The following is a 19,546-nucleotide window of genomic DNA, read 5'->3' as shown; positions in this document are numbered from 1 at the left end:
ATAGCAAGGGACGAGATTATATCACGCGGTTCCACCCTAATTGAATGAACACTCAATTATCGAAAGATAACAGCTATATCGTGCTTAAACGTTGACCTTTCCATCTACTCAGTCAAATGCTCCGGATTAGTTTTCATCTAGACTTACTGGTTCTTTTCCACCATCAGAACCTCTCTTAAAGCAGCCACTAGATTACTCTTTCCTTCAACGCTTTCTATATTAAATTTATTTTAACACTTTGAGATGAATTGTCAAGCATAGACGGACAAATATAAGAAAGCTTTGCATCTGATTATTCTAGGACCGCCTTAATTCTTCTAACACCAGATGAAGACGATTGCTCTTTAACAATTTTAAATCGGCCTAGTTCTGATGTGTTTTCAACATGAGGACCACCGCATATTTCTAATGAGAAATCACCCATTCTATATACTTTCACCTTATCATCATACTTCGATTCAAATACACCAATAGCACCTAATTTTCTTGCCTGGTCTAAAGACATCTCATCATAGGTGACATCAAGATCATTTGAAATAACTTCATTTACAAGGCCTTCAACTTCATCTATTTCCTCTCTAGTCATTTTTCTATCAAAAGAAAAGTCGAATCTTAAACGCTCACTATTTATGTGGCTGCCTCTTTGATATACTGAATCACCTAAAACTTTTCTTAATGCAGCGTTTAAAAGATGAGTCGCTGTATGAAGCTTAATGGACATGTCATCATGATCACTTAATCCCCCTTTAAACTTATTAACAGAGCCTGATCTCGATTTTCCTTGATGTTCTTTAAAACACCTTTCAAACTGGTTTACATCAACTGACTTGCCATACTCATTTGCCACTTCTACAGTCAATTCAAGCGGAAAACCATAAGTATCATAAAGTTTAAAAGCATCCTTTCCACTGAGTACCTCATGGTCATTTAGTTTGTTCAAATACTTATGAACATACTTGAGACCACTTTCTAAACTGACACTGAACTTCTTATATTCCATGTCTAGTTGATCGAGGGTATAAGCCTTATTAACTTCTAATTGATCATATACCGCCTTGTACTGGTCAATTATAAGACCTGCCAAGTCTTTCAATATATTTTCATGAAGTCCTAATTTGAAACACATCCTGATGGTTCTTCTAATAAGTCTTCTGAGTATATAACCTTGTTCAGAGTTAGTAGGTTTGATACCACTTGGATCAGACAGTATAAAGACCGATGCTCTCATATGTTCAGCAATCACTCTGAAATACTTTTGATTGGAAGTATCATAAACAAGACCACTAAGATCTTCTAGAACTTTAATAGTCGGCATAAAAAGGTCTGTTTCATATACATTTTCTAGATTATTTTTTATAATCAATAGCCTTTCAAATCCCAGACCGACATCGATGTTCTTTTGGTCTAATTCAACCAAGGATCCATCTTCTAACTTGTTATAGGTCATAAAGACATTGTTGCCGATTTCCACATATTTGCCACAGTCACAAGCCGGTCCACATGAAGTACAACAATCCTCTAAATCATTTATATAGAACATCTCTGAATCCGGACCACAAGGTCCGGTTTCTCCTACTGGTCCCCACCAGTTTTCATCATCCCCATAATAAAAAATCTGACTGTCCTTTAATCCAAGTGACTGCCATGTTTTTACAGCTTCTAGATCTGCCGGCACCTGATCATTCCCCTTATAGACAGTCACAGCCAAGCGACAAGGTTCAATACCTATATGACCTGTCAGAAAATCAAAACTCATCTTAATTGCCTCTTCTTTAAAATAATCTCCGAGAGACCAGTTGCCCATCATTTCAAACATGGTCAAATGATAATCGTCTCCGACTTCATCAATATCATCCGTTCTTATACATCTCTGAATATTGGTCAGTCTTTTCCCTTGAGGGTGTTTTTTACCTTTCAGGTATGGAATCAGCGGCTGCATACCAGCTGAAACATAAAGAACACTTCCATCATTTTCTGGAATAAGTGAAGCTGCTGCTGCTAACTGATGTCTCCTTTCTTGATAGAATTTTAAATGCATTTGTCTTAGTTCATTTGATTTCATCGCTTTCTTCCTTTCTTAAAAATAAAAAACCCTAAGCAAAAATTGCTTAGGGCGAATTGATATCCGTGGTACCACCTAAATTCAGAGATAAACTCTGCACTCACTATGTACGGGCCTACTGCCGATACACTATCCTAAGATAACGGGGGATTTCCGTTGAAGCCTACTATCATTTCGGTTCACAGCTCTGAGACTGCTTCAATATACTCAATGTAAAGATTTTCACCAACCATCTTCTCTCTATGACACGATATATATTTACTACTTCTCTTCATTGCCTTTAAATGTTAATACCGATAATATCACTTGATAAATCTTCTGTCAACATTTTTTATGTCTTCATTTGTCATATTTTTTATGTCTTCATCTGTCATATTTTTTATGTCTTCATCTGTCATATTTTTTCTTATATCTTCAACTTCACTAATTAAGCATCATACAAATTTTAAGACTGCACTCAAACTAAGTAAAAAGAGCTCTAACTGCTTTAGCATCATAACATGCCATTATTTGCTCCATCTCTATAGGCTTTAAGGTCATTTCACTGACAATTTGCTTAGCCTTTAGTATCTGAGAAGAAGCCATTGATATTTCATCAATCCCCCATGAAACCAGTAAAGGTATCATCAAAGGATCACCTGCGGCTGAACCACACATTCCAACCCAAGTTTTAGTTTTGTTAGCTACTTTTATGACATGTTGTATCAAGCTCAAGACTGCTGGATCAAAATAATCATAAAGCTCACTAACCGATTCATTTTGCCTATCAACTGCCAAAGTATACTGGGTCAAGTCGTTTGTCCCAATAGAAAAGAAATCCACATATTTTGCAAACTCTTCTGATAAGATTGCTGCAGAAGGAATTTCTATCATAATACCTAGTGGAACATCATTTATTTTTATGCCCTCTGATTTTAACTCGTTTTTACAAGTCTCTACCAAAGCTTTTGCATCTAGAAATTGCCTGATGGATCCTATCATAGGAAACATAATTTTAATACTACCATATGCAGATGCCCTTAATATTGCTCTAATCTGTGCTTTAAATAAGTTTTTATCTTGTAAGCAATAACGAACAGCTCTAAATCCCAAGAAAGGATTTGGTTCAGCAGGCATATTTAAATAAGGTACTTCTTTGTCGCCACCTATATCCATTGTTCTAAAGATGATAGGCTTGCCCTTTAATCCCTCAACAATTTTCTTATAGATTTTAAATTGTTCCTCTTCAGTAGGTGCTGAACTTCTGTTCATGTATACAAACTCTGTCCTAAATAAACCAACACCTTCTCCACCGTTTTCATGGACACCCTTTATATCATCGATGCCTGCAATATTTGAAGCAATTTCTACTCTTTTTCCATCTTTGGTTTGCCCTTTTACATCTACAAAACGTTTTAAAGCTTCTTTTTCCTTAGCTTCTTCTTCCTTGAGCTTTTGATAGTCTGATAGTATCTTATCATCAAAATCAAGGATGATTTCACCTTGCCTAGCATCAAGAATAAGCATCGTGTTTTGTGTCAAATTTTCTAATGAACCGCAGCCTACCATAGCAGGGATATCCATGGATTGTGCCAAGATAGCTGTATGTGATGTCAGACCACCTTTTTCCATCAGTAACCCTTCTACCTTTGACATATCCAGTTCTAGTGTATCAGAAGGAGTTAACTCCTCTGCCACTAAGATAACACCACTAGACAAGCTTATATTATTATCAGTCGGTGATAATATGTTTTTAACCCATCTTTTTTTGATGTCGTATATATCTAAAGCTCTCTCTTTCATATAGTCCGAGTCCAGATTTTTAAACATGTCTTCCATACTAGAAAGCACACTTTCGACAGCTGAAGCTGCAGATAGAGAATCATGTTCAATGATACTTTCGATCTGCGGCAGTAATGTCGGATCTGATAATATCATAAGATGCGCTTCAAAAATAGCAGCTTCATGGTCACCGACATTTTCTCTTGTTTTATCCACCAACGCATTCAACTCTTCTGAAGTTTGAGTCATACTCTTTAAAAGCAATGACTTTGCACCTTCTGTGTCCTCTGTTTTTATAAGGCCAACAGGTTTATAAGGTTCAATACGCATCACTCTACCAATAGCTATACCTCTAGAAACAATAGATCCGCTCATTATGCATCACCAAAGCCAGATAAGAACAAGGCCTTAATATGACTCATAGCATCTGCTTCATCAATGCCTTCAACTTCTAAAGTAATTTCATCATCTTTTCTTAATCCTAGACTTAAAACATTGATGATACTCTTGGCATCCGCCTGCCTTTCCTTTGTTAGAATCTTTATAGTTGAAACAAATCCTGTTGCCGCTTTTACTAACTCACTTGCTGGTCTAGCGTGTAAACCAGTTTCATTGACCACTGTTAATCTTTCCTGAACCATACACTCCTCCTATATCTCATCCATATTTTCTAGTAAATAATTCTCAGCCTCCACATTCCAAAGTCCACGATGTTTCTTACAAATATCGTCTAAGACCTTAAAACGTTCATCACTTTCACCTAATCTTTCAAATTCATCTATAGCCGTTAAAGGCATCTTTAAGCCTGTATAAATTAGCTTCTTGCCACCTGATAAATTAGGCATATCAACAATGGCTTTCGAAGCCGAGTCTAGGCCACCTATATGCGTTACCATAACAGCTGGGTTAATGGTACCATTGGCTGTTTTATCCAATGATTCAATCATATCGTCTGTGTTACCACCACTTGTACCAACAATATGCGTCTGTTTGTAATGAACATTGTAGAAATTAAAGTTAGCAACAAACTCTGTATCTGTCGGTCCTGCAAAAAAGTTTAAACAACCATCATGTGATAAAATCCTATCCCCCATTTCAATAAGCGGTTTAACTGGGGCATATACAAAGACATCATCAAAGCCTTCATTATCTGTTAGTGTCATTAATGTTTCTTCAGCATTTTTAACCTCACTGCTGTTAAAGTAGATTAGTTCAATGCCTTTTTCTAAAGCACTTCCAATCGAAATAATTTCTGCAGCCCTTTTTAATCTCTCTTCATTAATGTCAACTACAACCAGTTTCTTTGGTTTAGATCCATGATTAACAATATAATCTATAGCACCAAGACCCATAGGTCCTACACCTGCTAAGATTGCCATGTTTCCACCGTCTTTGATGCCCATATAATGCTTGTAATCACCAAACTTTGTATGATAATGTGCATTGTAAGCGCCAATAATACAAGACATCGGCTCTGCTAAAGATGCATTATAGAAGCCTTCTCCGTCATATTTTAACAAACATCCCAGTTCCATTACTTCATTTGGTATAACACATGCTGTTGCATTACCACCAAAGAACTCATATGAATAACCTGGAGAATATGGACTGCCTTTATAATTAAGCGCCGGTTGAATGGAATACTTATCACCAGGTTTAAATTGATCTGCCCACTTCTTGCCAACTTTTAAAATTGTCCCAGCAAACTCATGACCAGTAATGACAGGATTGGTATCAATGTTTTCTGGTACTCTCCTGTGGTCTTTACCAAGCTTAGCTGCCTTGTAAGTGGACATACATAATGAGTTGGTAACAATCGATGCCAATATCTCATCATCTTTAATCTCCGGTAAATCTAATGTATCCATTGATACCTTTAAAGTATCGTGTAATCTTGCTGCTTTTATCTTCATAATGTCTCCCTACAATTCTATTATTTCTACATGTTTTCTCAGTTTATAAATCAGATCTAAATTTGGTACCTGTGTACCTTTAACAGATACTTGTGCAGCACTTGATGCAACTGCTAGTGACAGTATTTCGTTAAGAGGAAAATTCTTTTCATAGCCATAGCAAATAGCCGCCACCATAGCATCCCCTGCACCTACTGTGCTCTTCACATCAACTTTCAAGCCTTGAGCTTTTAAGATCTTATCTCTTGTGACCATCAAGGCGCCCTTTTCACCAAGTGATACAACCGCTATCTCCACTCCCATCTCTATAAAAGATAAACAAGCCTCGACAAGCATTTCATCACTGGTTAGTTTTTTACCTACATACATTTCCAGTTCATGAATATTGGGTTTTACAATGGTAGGCGATGCAAGCAAACCTTCAGCAAACAAGTCACCTGAAGCATCTAATAAAGTCTTTGCTCCGAAACTTTGTAAGCGCATGATGATTTCCTTATAAATACTTTTATCAATACCCGGAGGTACAGAGCCAGTACAGACGACCATACTTTGGCTAGAACTCAGCTTTAAAAGATGGTTCATAAATATATCCTGTGCATTTTGATCGACATATGCACCCGGTTCATTTAAGTCTGTAAATGTCTTGTTTTTAAAATCAACTATTTTAGTATTGGTACGTGTTTTCCCTTGAACAGGTACCTTAACAAAACTCAAATGGTCTTCTTCTAAGGACTTTTGAATAAAGTCTCCCGTATCACCACCAAGAAAGGCTAAGGTTTTGGTCCTGCCGCCGAGAGCTTTAACAACCTTTGAAACGTTGATGCCCTTTCCAGCAGCATCCAAATGAATATCTGTAATACGATTGACCTTATCAACTTCAAAGTAATCAACTTCAACGGTCTTATCTATTGCAGGATTCATTGTTAAAGTAATTATCATACTAGCCTCCTAGTCCAGTTTTTTCAAAGGTCTTTAGAATTTTCTTGCTATCTTCTTCAGTCGTCAGAAACGCCAAGGTCTCATTATTACTAACCGCATCAGCAATTTTCATCAGGATGTCTAAATGCTCATCCCCAGAAGCTGCAATGCCTATGACCAACTTGGCAATGTTGCCATCTCCAAAGTCGATCCCATCAGGATATTGTAAAACTACAATGCCGGTTTCATTAACAAAGCTCTTTGACTCATTGGTACCATGAGGAATAGCAACACTAGAACCAATATAGGTAGTGGCTATATTTTCTCTTTCTTCCATAGCCTTTATATAAGCTTCTTCAACTAACCCCTCTGACTTAAGGGCTTGTCCAGCTCTGCGTATTGCATCAAACTTTCCTTCTGAAGGCAAACCTGTATAAATTCTACTTTGTCTAATAATACCTTTTTCTTTTTTGAAGAACATTCCTGTTTCTCCTTTCTTTCCCTTATATGCTAAGACGATTTTTTCTAATTTTTTATCGTTCATCAAATCACTCACGCCTATAATCTTAGCCGATGTCTGATTACTGATTCTATTTACTAATAATTTATGTGTAATGACTATGTCTACATGATCTGGAATTTGATCGACTGGAATATGAAGCACTTCTATGTCTTCATTCATCAATAATTTTTTTAGTCTACTGGCTGCCATAGCACTTGAACCCATACCAGCATCACATGCTATTGCTATACACTTAACCATATCTGGTAAGTCAAGTCCTTCAACTTCCTCGTCTTTATCTCTTATGAAGACAATTGATAAGAAAAAAGATACCAGGCAGGATCCTACAATACCTAATAAAAGACCTAGATGATCCCCTTTTGCGGTCAGTGCCAGCAAAGAAAAAATACTGCCAGGAGACGGTGTTGCAGTAAGCCCCACTTGTAGCAAACCAAATATTAGATTCCCTGTAAGTCCACCTAAGATAAGAGGCAGAATGATCAAGGGATTTGCAAGTACAAATGGGAAATAAACCTCATGAATACCTCCTAAGAAATGTATCAAACTAGCGCCTGGTGCTGAATGCTTTCTGACACCCTTACCAAACTTCCAATAAGCTAGAAGGACCCCCAGACCTGGACCTGGATTAGTTTCTAATAAAAACAAGATAGACTTGCCTTCCTCCAAAGTCTCCATCAATCCCATTGGACTTAAAATGCCGTGATTAATGATATTGTTCAAGAACAAAATTTTAGCAGGTTCAATAATTACAGCAGAAAATGCAATATAGCCATTATCGATGATGTTGGATACAACTTGGCCTGCCCACTCATTTATCAAGGTCATCAATGGACCTAAAAGCAAATATGTCAAAACCAACATCAGAAGTCCAAGTATACCTGCTGAAAAATTATGAATCAGCATTTCAAAGCCACCTGGTATCTTTTTTTCAATCAAGTTATCTGCTTTCTTAATTAAATAAGCTGCTAAAGGTCCAAGTAACATTGCACCAGCAAACATAGGTACATCAGTTGCTACAACTGCTCCAAACGTTGCAGCTGATCCAATCACACCTCCTCTGGTATCATATATAAGCTTGCCACCAGTATAGGCAATCATAATCGGTAATAGATACTTAGCCATGGGTTCTACCAGTAAAGCTAACTTTTCATCTGGGAACCAACCCGTAGGTATAAATAAGGCTGTTAAAAATCCCCAGATGATAAAGGCTGATATATTTGGAAGTATCATTTGACTTAACTTTGATCCGATTCGTTGTAGTCTATTATGCATGAGAACCTCCTTTTAAAAATGATTCGAAGTATTCCTGCACAATGGTCTCCAACGTGTTGTAAGACTTTTCTAAGTCACCTAGCTTGACTGCATGAAGCCAATTTTCATTCTCTATTAAGTTCAGACTGATATGACCCAAGAGTTTTCTCGTCATAATATTCAAATTTGAATGACCAACCATAATGGCCGCATAGTCATTTTGATTAGATAAAACAAAGCCAAAATACAGTTGGTTCACAACCTTAGATTGACAGTGTAGAAGTCTACCCTTCTTTTCATCAAACCATGTAATACCTTTTTCTTCTCTGAGCTTGAGTTCATCAACTAACTCATCTTTAGGACAATCAAAGCATATATAATCTGCTGCCTTTTGAGAGAATGCATCTAAGGATGGTTTTTCAACCCTGAGTATAAAATAGTTGTTCAGAATTTCTAATGCTGCTTCTGTAATGGTTGATAACTCATTTAACTTTTGAACAAAGTTAATGTTTTTTGAAATTGATTCTTTATCTTCTCTTAAAGGGGTCAGTGAATTTAACACATTTTCAACACGCCTCATATCTTCTTCTAAAAGCAGTGGACTGACTACAACAATGGGTTTGTTGACCTCTACTTTTACTGTAGAAATGATCAAATCTATTTCACTAAGATCTTGTTTTTTCAGTTCAATAGAAGAAAGCACACTCTGTATTATCATATTTTTATATTGTTTTTTAATCCTAGCTTCTAACAGTTTGGATGACCCTATCCCAGTAGAGCAAACAATTGCTACTTTCCAATAAGATGAAGCATTTTTCTTGATAGATTCTACAGCTGCTGCAAAATGCATGGTTAAGTAAGCTATCTCATCATCAGGTATAAGCACTTGCAAGTGTTTTTCAAGTATTTTTACCGCTTTAGAAACTGAGTTGAAATACAAAGGATATCTGACTTTCATTTCCTCTAAAAGAGGATTTTTTATTTCAACACCTTGTTTGATCCTTGCTATTGCAGGCCCAAAGTGATTGATAAGTCCTGAAACCAACTGTTGATTGCCAACAAGGATATAACCTGTTATGGTTTCCATTTCTTGAATGAGCTTTTCAATCAGATAAATAACCTCGTAGTCCTGAACCTTTATCTCCAAACGGTTATTTCTGGTAAGCCTTAATCTAGCCCCTTGAAGATGCATGGCAATATAACCGATTTCATCATCTGGTATCATGATGGAAAATGTGGATTCAATGGCTTTTGCTATCTTGTAGCCCATTTCAAACTCTCGCGACTCTTTTATTTCTTCTAACTTCTGATGATTAAAATGGATGTTTTCCCCATTGTTTAACCGTTTAATAGCAAGCGATAAATGAATGACCAATGAAGCATAGGCATTGTCAGCAAGCTGATAAGCTTCTAATGCATTTGATACTTTGAGTGCTTCTTCTATGGATTCTAACAAGCTGTAACCCACCACATCTAACAATGTGTTTTTAACAGAAGTCTTTTTGTATAATGTATTTTGATCTATAAAGTCATCCTTTATCAAGTGTAGGAGTTCACCTCTGTCAAAGTATTCATTAAACAAATGAATGATGGCTTTTCGGAAATTACTTTCCCTTCCCTCAATGACAATCCCAAACCCTGGTTTTCTGATTAAATTCAAATGATAAGAAGCAAGCCAAGTATCAATCTTATCTAAGTCATAGCTTACAGTCGCCTCTGAGACGCCAAGCATATGCGAGAAATAAAAGATTTTTAATGGCTGGCTGGCATTTAAAAGCTCTAAAAGTATTTTTCTTTGTCTTTCATAAGGTGTATAAGTATGGTCAACTTTTTCATGATCCAGCTGTTTGGAAAGTTCTGACCTCACATCTTGATCAACCGTAATACACATGCCTTTGCCAGTAACTTTTTTTAAATCAATGCCTTGCTGATTCAACCACTCTTCTACACTGGCTAATTCTCTTAAAATGGTTCTTCTACTTACACTTAACTCTTTTGAGATATTTGCAGCTGTCACATAAGCATCTTCTCTAATCAGGATAGCTAATATTTGTTTCTTTCGGTTTGATAATTGCATAAGGACTCCTTAATGACTTTTCTGAATATTCTATCTTTATTATATCATCAAACCTCTTGTTTTAAACAAATAGACCTCCATATCTGGCTCTAAGCTCTAGTGACAAAGTTGAATAATGCCTTAAACTTATAATCGCCTGACACAGCCAGGCGATTATTTGAGACTTAAGGAGTGGGGTCTCTTATGAGGATTTTAACCTATTTACAAGTTGATCATAAACAGGGTTATTTAAGAAATCATGAATACCAATATGTTCTGCACCTGGTACTCTTGCTTCAGCTCTTGGAATTAGGTTCTCATGACAAATTATGATATCTGTATCAAGAGGTACTTCATCAACTGAGCTGTGTTTAACTTCAATGCTCAAACCGGCTGCTTGAACTTTCTTTCTTAGATTGGCTGCGCCCATGGCACTCGATCCCATACCTGCATCACATGCAACGATGATTTTACTGATAGCAGCTATTTTCTTACCTTTTAACTCTACCATGGCATCTTTGGCATTTTCAAAATCAGAATCAGTTTGTTCTTTCGAATTTCTAACAAATACAGATGCAACTGCAAATGATACCGCTGTAGAAACAAATACACCTGCTAAGACTGCAAAGTATCCACCTTTTGGTGTCATGGCTAGAAGTGCAAAGATAGAACCTGGAGATGGTGTTGCTACAAGACCTGCTCCTAAAAGCGAGAAAACAAGTACGCCACTCATACCACCTGCGATGACTGCTAGTAAAAGTATTGGTTTCATTAAAATATATGGGAAGTAAATCTCATGGATACCGCCAAAGAAATGAATAATAACTGCACCAGGTGCTGACTGTTTAATCATACCTTTGCCAAAGACCCAATATGATAATAAAATACCTAGACCTGGTCCTGGATTTGTTTCCAATAAGAAGATAATCGATTTACCAAACTCAGCTGAATCCTGAATACCGATTGGTCCTAATACACCATGGTTAATGGCATTGTTTAAAAATAGTACTTTGGCTGGTTCAATAAATATAGATGAGAACGGTAACATGTTTGCATCTACTATGGCTCTTACACCAGCTGCTAATAAATCATTTAATGCAAGTACTAAAGGACCAATTCCTAAATAAGCCAATAAGGCCAATACTGTACCTATAATACCTGCAGAAAAGTTATTCACAAGCATCTCAAATCCTGATGGAATCTTTTCCTTAAATAGATCATCAAATCTTTTTATAACAAAGCCACCAAGTGGCCCCATGATCATGGCACCTAGTATCATTGGAATATCTGCACCAACTACAACACCCATTGTAGCAACAGCACCAATAACACCACCACGTGTACCACCTGTCATCTTACCACCTGTATAACCAATTAAAAGTGGTAACATATAAACAATCATTGGTCCAACAAGCTCACTTAAACTCTCATTTGGCAACCAGCCAGTTGGTATAAATAAAGCTGTTATTAAGCCCCATGCAATAAATGCCCCGATATTTGGCATTACCATACCACTAAGAAATCTACCAAATTTTTGTACCCTGTCTTTAAAAGACATACTCGTCATTGTACTCAAAATAATCCCTCCTATATAATTCCGTCCGCTTTTGACAATTTAAGTATAGTTTTCAGAAGATTCAAAAACAATTGTGACTTAATGACATTTTGTCGTAATAGGCTAGTGACATTTCTGATGACATAGAAAAAACAGGCCTTTCAGCCTGTCAGTTCAAAAAATATTTACTTTGATTAAGAAAGACATACCCCTTATATAAGATTATGGAAATGATCTTCTTCATCTAAAATGATATTTTTAAGTTTTTCATACCTAAACTCATTCAACCCTTGATTAGGTAATAGTTCTAGTAATTTAGCTTTACACAAGTCGACTTCCTTTTCGTCCTTCGTATTCCTGAAGTGTTTCCATCTTAGATACCATGCATTGAATATCTGATGAAGGTCTGTATTTAGCTCCACTATATTGTCAAAACACTTCATAAGGTAGGAAGTATCTCCTAAAAAAAGACCTGCTTCCATAAGATTAGGATAGATCCAGCCTTGATCTTCTAAGGAAAAGGACTCAAGGTAATCATCTGCCCATCTCATCATTTCTTGGTACTGACCCTTATGGCCAAGTGCAAGTATAAGATAATTAAAATCATCTAGAGATTTTGATTTTTCAAACTGAATCATATAGTCCTCAATAAAACTGTCATTACCAAGCATTTTATCAAATCTCATAAGTTGGATTCTAGCTCTTTTTTCCAGGTCTGTGTCTATACCATCAGCCGCACTTAAGAGTTTATGACAAGCAACTTTGCTCTTAGTCAAATATTCTAAACTTCTTTCATGCTCAAGCCTACAAAGCAGTTCTAGGGCTTTTAAATTCTGATTATCTAAATCAAGTAAGGTATTTACAGCATCATAAGCAGTCCTATAGTTTTTATCATTTTTTACAGCTGAATACTTGCTGACAAGCAAATCAGCGCTTTCATAATCACTTGTACCAAACAAATGGTCAATACTGATATCAAAGAAGAAGGCAATCTTTGGTATTAAATAAATATCCGGCATAGCAGCTTCAAGCTCCCATTTAGAAACAGCCTGAGGTGATAGGCCTAAATACTCTGCAAGTTGTGCTTGAGTCACGCCTTGTTCTTTTCTTAATCTTAAAATGTTTTTACATATCTTTATATCCATATTTTACCTGGTTGTATACAACTTCCCTTTCTTGATGACAATCGATTGTTCTAAATTCATTATAACCAATAAAAGGACATGTGACTAACAACCATTTGTTGAACATGACTCAACTAAAAACACCAACAATGTTGGCGTTAAAAGTCACGATTTTCTAAATACCTTGGATACTTAAGTGCCACTTCAGACCAGTCTCTTCTATGTGTCCCCGGTAGTGGCAGACCATTTGGCATCATGTTACTTGGTACACGTAAACTACCGAACTTTTCTGTAAGCTTGAGTCTTATACACTCATTTGACTGTCCCTTACAGTACTTGGTCTCATACAATGCCATTGATGGCAAGCTCTTATACCGATCGTCACAATGTGCAAAAGCACATTCTTTCTCATTTGTACATTTCCTCATAATAAACCTCCCCTATATATAGTTGCAATCATACATCATTTTCAGAATATTTAGAATATTATCCTTTAAATTTTTTGAGGAAAACGATACCTATTTTTCAAGCAAAAAGACCATCAGTGACAGTCTTTAATATAAGGCTTCAGGTTTAGAGTAATAATAGCCCTGTATATGATAACAACCTAAGTCATCTAATGCATGAAGCTGGTCGATTGTTTCAACGCCTTCTGCTATCAGGTCTAGTTCAAATTGTTTTGATAATCTAATGATGTTCTCAAGTAAGTATTCAATACCATTATTACTGCCAATTTGATCTACAAAGGACTTATCTATTTTAAGTTCATCCAAGGACAACTGCGTTAGATAGTTTAAAGAAGAATAACCTGTCCCAAAGTCATCTAAAGATATTTTAACCTTCATCTTTCTTAAGGCATTTACAATTGGTATTACCTTGTCTATGCCTTCAATCATAATATCTTCTGTAATCTCTACAATATACTTTTGATACGGGACTCCATATACTTTCAGGGTATCTAGTATTGTCTCTACAATACTTTCATCAATTATATGAGATGGAGAGATGTTGACGGATATGGTGATATCATTGTTGTATTTCATTTTTAACATCTTATAGTCTTTGCAGGTCTGCTCAATAACACATTCTCCAAAAGCCTTTGACATGTTTAGCGACTCAATAATCGGAATAAATTCAATTGGAGATACATAACCCAGTTCTTTATGATGCCATCTTGCCAAAGCTTCTACACCGATGACCTGGTTGGTTCTTAAATCATATTTTTCTTGATAGTGTAATGTAAACTCTCTATTTTCAAGTGCAATAACAACCAAGTCTTTAAGCAGCTCTTTTCTTCTTAACTCAAGATCCATGTCTTCTTTATATCCAGTATGTTCCAATATATTATGATCCTTTACATAGGCAAGGGTTAACGTTGCCTTTTGCAAACAGGACACAAAAGAATCTGTCCCATATACAAAGTCTGCATAGGATACATAAAACTCCAGTTTCTTTTTAACATCAAAAGACTTTTCTTTAATCTTTTTCATCATGTCAGATATCATCAATTGAAGACCCGCTTCATTGATATGATCCACCCAGATGGCAAACTCACTGCTTGATACACGTGCTACAATTGTATTTCTGAGCTTTAAACTATCTATAATCTCAGCTGAGGATTTTAATGCCTGATCACCAAAATCTTGACCTAAAGTAGAATTAATGGATCTTAAACTCTTAAGGTTAACCAGTACAATAAAACCATTTCTTTTTTGATTTTCAATTCTTAATACCACATCTTTTTCAAACTTATTGGCATTAGGAAGACCTGTCAGTTGATCGAAATAAGCCAACTTTTCAGAATGGGAAACGGCATTTTCAAGGGCTTCAATGTTTTCCATAAGATATCTTTTGGTTGCATAAACCGATATCTGAAGAACCACAACAAAGAGTATATAAGCAACAATTTGTAAACCCCATGTTAAAACAGGATCGAGTAAGTCTTCATTACCGTTCGTAATAACTGAATAAGCACACAAGGATAACATAAGTCCTATTGAGGCAAATGAAATAAAGATACTCTGCTTTCTTCTTAAAAACAAAACTGCTATAACATTCGACAAAGCCAGTAAAGTAATAAAGGCAGAAGTAAAGGCACCACCCACATAGGAAGCGATAGAAATAACGCTGGTTACAAATATCATACCGATGATTTTATATGAGGTCGGGATTTTATCAGCAATGATTGAAAAAACAAACATAATAAGCGCTGTCATCAAGTTGAGCACACCATAAATAATAGGCAGATCAGCAACAAATAAAATCACAGATGCTATGGAAGCCACGACAGTTGTTGCAATCAACACATTGTTAAATTTTTTATCAACTCTGGCCTGAAGTAATTTATTATAGTCTTTCATGATTTTCTCCTACTTTTAGTAATTACCCATTAAATGCCACAATCAATCCATTTTAGAAAAATAAAAAGTCATACGAACAAAAGTGTTCGTAACAGATAAAATTATCAGTACTTGATATTCTATCATTCACTCCTTATACTTTAATCGAATACAGAAAGGATATTACATGAAATATACAGGTCCAACTTTTAGACCCCCACTCGAAGCCAACACCCTCTTGTTGCAGGTAACGGTTGGTTGTGCTCACAATAAGTGTAGCTTTTGTACCATGTACAAAGAGACAAAGTTTCAAATAGAATCACTTGAACAAATAGAAAAAGATCTAAGAGAGGCCAAAGAAAAAAGACCTTCTATAGACAGGATTTTCTTGGTTAACGGCGATGCTTTTGTTTTAAGTGCAAGAAGACTAAAAGAAATCTCTGATAAAATCATTGAAGTTTATCCTGATATAAAAACCATCACCATGTATGGTGCCGTTAGAAACATCAAAGATAAGACAGATGAAGATTTAGAGATGCTGAGAAAAGCTAGAATCAACGAACTTTGGGTCGGCATAGAATCCGGTCATAAGGAAACTGTTACTTATCTTAACAAGGGCCATGACCTTAACGATGCTTATGTTCAATTAGAGAGACTCTCTACCTTTGATATTGCATTTAACGGGATTTTTATGTTAGGTATTGCTGGTCATAATAAGGGACTAGAAAATGCTCAAGCAACAGCCCAACTGATCAACAAAACGAAACCCAAACTTGTAGGATTTACAAGCCTGGGTATCTTCAAAGGTAGTAAACTAGAAAAGGATTATCTATCAGGAGACTTTAGTCCAGCGACGGAATATGAAATACTTCAAGAGGAAAAACACCTACTGAATCACATCACCATTGAGGTCCCATTTTACGGTACCCATCCTACCAATGCAGCCAATGTAAAGGGCATATTACCTAAAGACCGCGATAACATGTTATTGGAAATTGATGAAACCATTAAAATAGTGGATGAGGATTTTTTAAATGCATCTGCAAATAGATATTCATTATAAGCACGCTAGGCGTGCTTTTCCCCATTTACAAAGACATTTAAGCCGTCATAACCCTGGCAATTAAAGTATATATCAACTTTTTTTCCTCGAACTCTGAGGTTGGTTAGCGAAAAAAACTTAAGACCTATATCAAGAGGGTTGACATGAATGCCATTAGAAACATCTAATCCCACAACATGTCTTATGATCAAATCTATGTAGTAGGAATGGTTGTAATCCACTTCATCGCTTAATGCTTCTCCTGTAACTGAGTTATAATGCTCTACAAGATAAGGTCTATCTAGATCTGAAAACTGATAGTGCATCCATGAAAACTCTTCTAAGTAATCTTTAAAGGCCTTAGCAAAAAGGTCGTCCTTTCTAGCGTGTTTGCCAAGAACATCTAACATGATGCTGTTGGTGTATGGCCAAGATGGTCCATTCCACATACAGCCATTTCGTCCTTTAATAAAATTCCCCTTCCATCCACCTTCTGGTGCATAGACAGGACAATCTGACGCTACCGATGCAAATGAACTGCCATTTGAAAAATAACTTGAGAACAGGTATTTAAAAGCTCCCTGATGTTTATGACTGGTAAAGCCAGCCCAGAAAGGATAAAAGCCTACAATGTTTTTGACCATGGCTTTTTCATCACTTGCAGCACTAATGTCGTAAAAGAACTCAGTATTTTCATCCCACATTTTATTTAGGACATCCTCTTCTATCCCTACTAGTAAGTTCTCATAAAAAGAAGCATCTTGCCCCACTATCTTTAAAAGATCACACATGCCTCTGATGTTTAAGTAGTGATAAATAGACCTGTCTACCCTTTTTAAGTCTCTAATGTAGCTTTTGTCTTTACAATCATCTGGAAAACCATCAAAGTACCAATACGAGGGTTGGTATTCTTTGCCTGTATGATTATGATTGTCTTCAATTATCAGGTGGTCTAGCTTAGAACCTCTTGTTTGTATCCAACCATTGATCTGCTTTTTTAAAGGTTCAATCACCTCTTTCACAAAGTCTGTGTTGCCATGTATCAAGTAAGCTTGATAAACAGCCCACCCCATAAAATTGGCATACTTACCACCTGACTCTTCAACAAACTGTACCCTATATTGACCATCTGAATCCTGACTTTCAATCAGATTTTTAACAATACCTTCAAGGGTATCTTTTTCATGATACCACCTACCATCTAAGATATGCATGGGGCTTGAAAGTGGTATTTGCTTGGTAAACTCCCAGCCCTTTGGCTTATAAGCCTCCTTAGACATCTTATGAGACCGGCCCTCAAAGTATAATGGATACTTAAGATGACCACATTTAGGATCAGCCAAATTGTGTCTGAGAATAAACCACCTATAGGCCCATGTCTTATTTAAGAGCTTATTATCACACTTAAAGTCAGGGGCTTTATCAAACCAAGACTGATAATCCTTTACATGACTTTTGATAATTTTTTCATTGGGTAAAGACCTATATCTTATTAACTTGTCATCTAGATTTTCTCCTTTTAAGGCTAACGAGACAGCCATATAAAACTCAAGACTCTCACCTGGGAGAATCACTTTTTTATTTAAGTTTGACTCAAAGTCAGATATGATCTCAAATGGATACCGACTGTCTTTATATGTTTGACCGATCACTTTGTCATTTAATTCTAAATCAAGTTTGATGACTTTAGTCGACTTGTTGACCCACTTCTGACAGGACACCAAACAGTCATCCCATGAAATAAACTTTTTCTCAGAAAAGCTGATTTCAGCATCTGCATAGGTCATTTCAAGGTGACTCGGCATCCAGCTTACCTGGCACCTCTTAAAATCTACTGGTCCTGACACCTTAAATAGAAAAGGTATATTTAACTTATGTATAAAATCTATGGATCCTGAAAAACCGGGCATTTGATCTAAATAATCCACCCAAGCCCTCCCACCAGTGGGTCCAAACAACAATGCCTTTGGATGAGTCCTTAAACTTCTTCTTTTCATCTTTAAAATATTATCTATCATATGCATCCTTTCTTTTTAGCATGGTAACAAGACTTCATTTTTATTACAAGCTTGATCATCAATGAAGACTGTAGATAACACCTTATGTACCATTTAAGCGACTTATGATACACTAAAAAAAAGGAAAAGATTATGAACTTAAAAGATAAATACTTAAAGATAAATATTGATAAACCCCTTATGTACTTTAGAGGTGGACATTTCATCTCCTCTGATTTACCTTGGGAGCATCCAGACAGGTCTATCAATACATATGAAATTATTGTTATGGCTTCAGGTAAAGCTTATTTAGAACAAGCAGGCCACAAGTATAGACTAAACAAAGGTGATCTTCTTTGTTTTCTACCAGGCATCAATCACAGAAGTTTTATGCCATCAGATGAGCCACTTTCATTTTACTGGCTCCATATGCAAGGCGATATAGAAGTCGTAAAAGATCTTGAGCCTAATCAAGAAGAAAAATATGTCTACATACCGATTCATGAGAGTTTTTCTTCAACCGAAAGTATAATCATTTTGTTTAATCAATTGATGCATTTAGAAAACAACGACTACAAGTCTAGTGCTCTGAACTATGCCCTTACAGGACTTGTTCATGAGATCGACCACCAAGTCCAAGCTCTAAAAAGTATGGATGCTAAAATCCATCAAATCAACAAATGGATAGATGCCAACTACTCAAATAAGCTTGACTACATCATGATTGCTGACCATTTTGGCTACAACAAAGACTACTTAAACAAGTACTACAGCAAACAGACTGGTATTACCATTAACAAACATATTCAAAAAGTCAGATTAAAGAAATCAAAATCTCTTCTTACTGATACACGCTTATCTGTCAAGGAAATAGCTCATCAAGTTGGCTATAAAGACGTCAAAGTTTTTTCTAAACAATTTAAAGCATCTGAAAACTTAACACCGAGTGCTTATAGAAAATGTTTCTATGGAAAGTACTACAATAGAAAATAACACCTGATGGTG

The 19,546-nt window shown here is 36.2% G+C and carries 14 protein-coding genes and 2 other annotated features; of the genes, 2 read left to right on the top strand and 12 right to left on the bottom strand.

All coding sequences use genetic code 11. From position 1 onward, the window contains the following. Positions 1 to 3: 3 nt before the first annotated feature. Positions 4 to 217, bottom strand: a binding site (T-box leader). 75 nt (positions 218 to 292) lie between these two features. From EZV73_RS18415 to EZV73_RS18365, 11 genes are all read right to left on the bottom strand, one after another. After that, positions 293 to 2,062, bottom strand: coding sequence for an alanine--tRNA ligase (locus EZV73_RS18415; RefSeq protein WP_240841868.1), 1,770 nt, complete (start codon positions 2,060 to 2,062; stop codon positions 293 to 295). 44 nt (positions 2,063 to 2,106) lie between these two features. Then, positions 2,107 to 2,346, bottom strand: a binding site (T-box leader). 178 nt (positions 2,347 to 2,524) lie between these two features. Further along, the gene (gene ptsP, locus EZV73_RS18410) at positions 2,525 to 4,198 is read right to left on the bottom strand and encodes a phosphoenolpyruvate--protein phosphotransferase (protein WP_240841867.1); all 1,674 of its coding nucleotides are present in this window, start codon (positions 4,196 to 4,198) and stop codon (positions 2,525 to 2,527) included. Then, a complete protein-coding gene (locus EZV73_RS18405; protein ID WP_240841866.1) occupies positions 4,198 to 4,464 on the bottom strand; it encodes an HPr family phosphocarrier protein in 267 nt (88 codons plus the stop codon). Before EZV73_RS18405 ends, ptsP begins: the two co-directional genes overlap by 1 nt. A gap of 9 nt (positions 4,465 to 4,473) precedes the next feature. Next, the gene (locus EZV73_RS18400; RefSeq protein ID WP_240841865.1) at positions 4,474 to 5,736 is read right to left on the bottom strand and encodes a zinc-binding dehydrogenase; all 1,263 of its coding nucleotides are present in this window, start codon (positions 5,734 to 5,736) and stop codon (positions 4,474 to 4,476) included. 9 nt (positions 5,737 to 5,745) lie between these two features. Then, the gene (gene pfkB, locus EZV73_RS18395) at positions 5,746 to 6,675 is read right to left on the bottom strand and encodes a 1-phosphofructokinase (protein WP_240841864.1); all 930 of its coding nucleotides are present in this window, start codon (positions 6,673 to 6,675) and stop codon (positions 5,746 to 5,748) included. Between the two features lies 1 nt (position 6,676). Then, on the bottom strand, positions 6,677 to 8,449 hold the full coding sequence (locus tag EZV73_RS18390) for a PTS sugar transporter subunit IIA (RefSeq protein WP_240841863.1): 1,773 nt from the start codon (positions 8,447 to 8,449) through the stop codon (positions 6,677 to 6,679). Continuing rightward, positions 8,442 to 10,505 (bottom strand): transcription antiterminator, encoded by a 2,064-nt coding sequence (locus EZV73_RS18385; RefSeq protein ID WP_240841862.1) that lies wholly within the window; start codon positions 10,503 to 10,505, stop codon positions 8,442 to 8,444. The genes EZV73_RS18390 and EZV73_RS18385 overlap by 8 nt, the downstream gene beginning before the upstream one ends. Before the next feature lie 181 nt (positions 10,506 to 10,686). Further along, positions 10,687 to 12,051, bottom strand: coding sequence for a PTS mannitol transporter subunit IICB (locus EZV73_RS18380; RefSeq protein WP_305037118.1), 1,365 nt, complete (start codon positions 12,049 to 12,051; stop codon positions 10,687 to 10,689). A 200-nt stretch (positions 12,052 to 12,251) separates the two neighbouring features. After that, positions 12,252 to 13,184: a helix-turn-helix transcriptional regulator gene (locus EZV73_RS18375; protein WP_240841861.1), complete on the bottom strand. Its 933-nt coding sequence runs from the start codon at positions 13,182 to 13,184 to the stop codon at positions 12,252 to 12,254. Between the two features lie 137 nt (positions 13,185 to 13,321). Continuing rightward, a complete protein-coding gene (locus EZV73_RS18370; protein WP_240841860.1) occupies positions 13,322 to 13,591 on the bottom strand; it encodes a hypothetical protein in 270 nt (89 codons plus the stop codon). A gap of 126 nt (positions 13,592 to 13,717) precedes the next feature. Further along, entirely contained in the window at positions 13,718 to 15,523 is a 1,806-nt protein-coding gene (locus EZV73_RS18365; RefSeq protein WP_240841859.1) for a bifunctional diguanylate cyclase/phosphodiesterase, read from the bottom strand. A 166-nt stretch (positions 15,524 to 15,689) separates the two neighbouring features. On the opposite strand from EZV73_RS18365, the gene EZV73_RS18360 reads away from it, so the two are divergent. Then, positions 15,690 to 16,565, top strand: coding sequence for a radical SAM protein (locus EZV73_RS18360; protein ID WP_240841858.1), 876 nt, complete (start codon positions 15,690 to 15,692; stop codon positions 16,563 to 16,565). 5 nt (positions 16,566 to 16,570) lie between these two features. Here EZV73_RS18360 and EZV73_RS18355 read toward each other — a convergent pair whose 3' ends face one another. Next, positions 16,571 to 18,472, bottom strand: coding sequence for a hypothetical protein (locus EZV73_RS18355; protein WP_240841857.1), 1,902 nt, complete (start codon positions 18,470 to 18,472; stop codon positions 16,571 to 16,573). A 222-nt stretch (positions 18,473 to 18,694) separates the two neighbouring features. Between EZV73_RS18355 and EZV73_RS18350 the strand changes: the two genes are divergently transcribed. Further along, positions 18,695 to 19,534 (top strand): AraC family transcriptional regulator, encoded by an 840-nt coding sequence (locus EZV73_RS18350; protein WP_240841856.1) that lies wholly within the window; start codon positions 18,695 to 18,697, stop codon positions 19,532 to 19,534. Positions 19,535 to 19,546: the final 12 nt, after the last annotated feature.

The sequence above is a fragment of the Acidaminobacter sp. JC074 genome, assembly GCF_022496765.1.
Classification (GTDB): Bacteria; Bacillota; Clostridia; order Peptostreptococcales; family Acidaminobacteraceae; genus JABXKX01.
The sequence above is the reverse complement of the archived record's forward strand: the minus strand, read 5'-3'. Positions and strand labels throughout refer to the sequence as shown.

Excerpts from the sequence above, each read along its gene's own strand:
- pfkB (WP_240841864.1), bottom strand. The coding sequence starts at position 6,675 with ATGATAATTACTTTAACAATGAATCCTGCAATAGATAAGACCGTTGAA.
- EZV73_RS18405 (WP_240841866.1), bottom strand. The coding sequence starts at position 4,464 with ATGGTTCAGGAAAGATTAACAGTGGTCAATGAAACTGGTTTACACGCT.
- EZV73_RS18415 (WP_240841868.1), bottom strand. The coding sequence starts at position 2,062 with ATGAAATCAAATGAACTAAGACAAATGCATTTAAAATTCTATCAAGAA.
- EZV73_RS18365 (WP_240841859.1), bottom strand. The coding sequence starts at position 15,523 with ATGAAAGACTATAATAAATTACTTCAGGCCAGAGTTGATAAAAAATTT.
- ptsP (WP_240841867.1), bottom strand. The coding sequence starts at position 4,198 with ATGAGCGGATCTATTGTTTCTAGAGGTATAGCTATTGGTAGAGTGATG.
- EZV73_RS18400 (WP_240841865.1), bottom strand. The coding sequence starts at position 5,736 with ATGAAGATAAAAGCAGCAAGATTACACGATACTTTAAAGGTATCAATG.
- EZV73_RS18350 (WP_240841856.1), top strand. The coding sequence starts at position 18,695 with ATGAACTTAAAAGATAAATACTTAAAGATAAATATTGATAAACCCCTT.
- EZV73_RS18385 (WP_240841862.1), bottom strand. The coding sequence starts at position 10,505 with ATGCAATTATCAAACCGAAAGAAACAAATATTAGCTATCCTGATTAGA.
- EZV73_RS18375 (WP_240841861.1), bottom strand. The coding sequence starts at position 13,184 with ATGGATATAAAGATATGTAAAAACATTTTAAGATTAAGAAAAGAACAA.
- EZV73_RS18380 (WP_305037118.1), bottom strand. The coding sequence starts at position 12,051 with ATGACGAGTATGTCTTTTAAAGACAGGGTACAAAAATTTGGTAGATTT.
- EZV73_RS18360 (WP_240841858.1), top strand. The coding sequence starts at position 15,690 with ATGAAATATACAGGTCCAACTTTTAGACCCCCACTCGAAGCCAACACC.
- EZV73_RS18370 (WP_240841860.1), bottom strand. The coding sequence starts at position 13,591 with ATGAGGAAATGTACAAATGAGAAAGAATGTGCTTTTGCACATTGTGAC.
- EZV73_RS18390 (WP_240841863.1), bottom strand. The coding sequence starts at position 8,449 with ATGCATAATAGACTACAACGAATCGGATCAAAGTTAAGTCAAATGATA.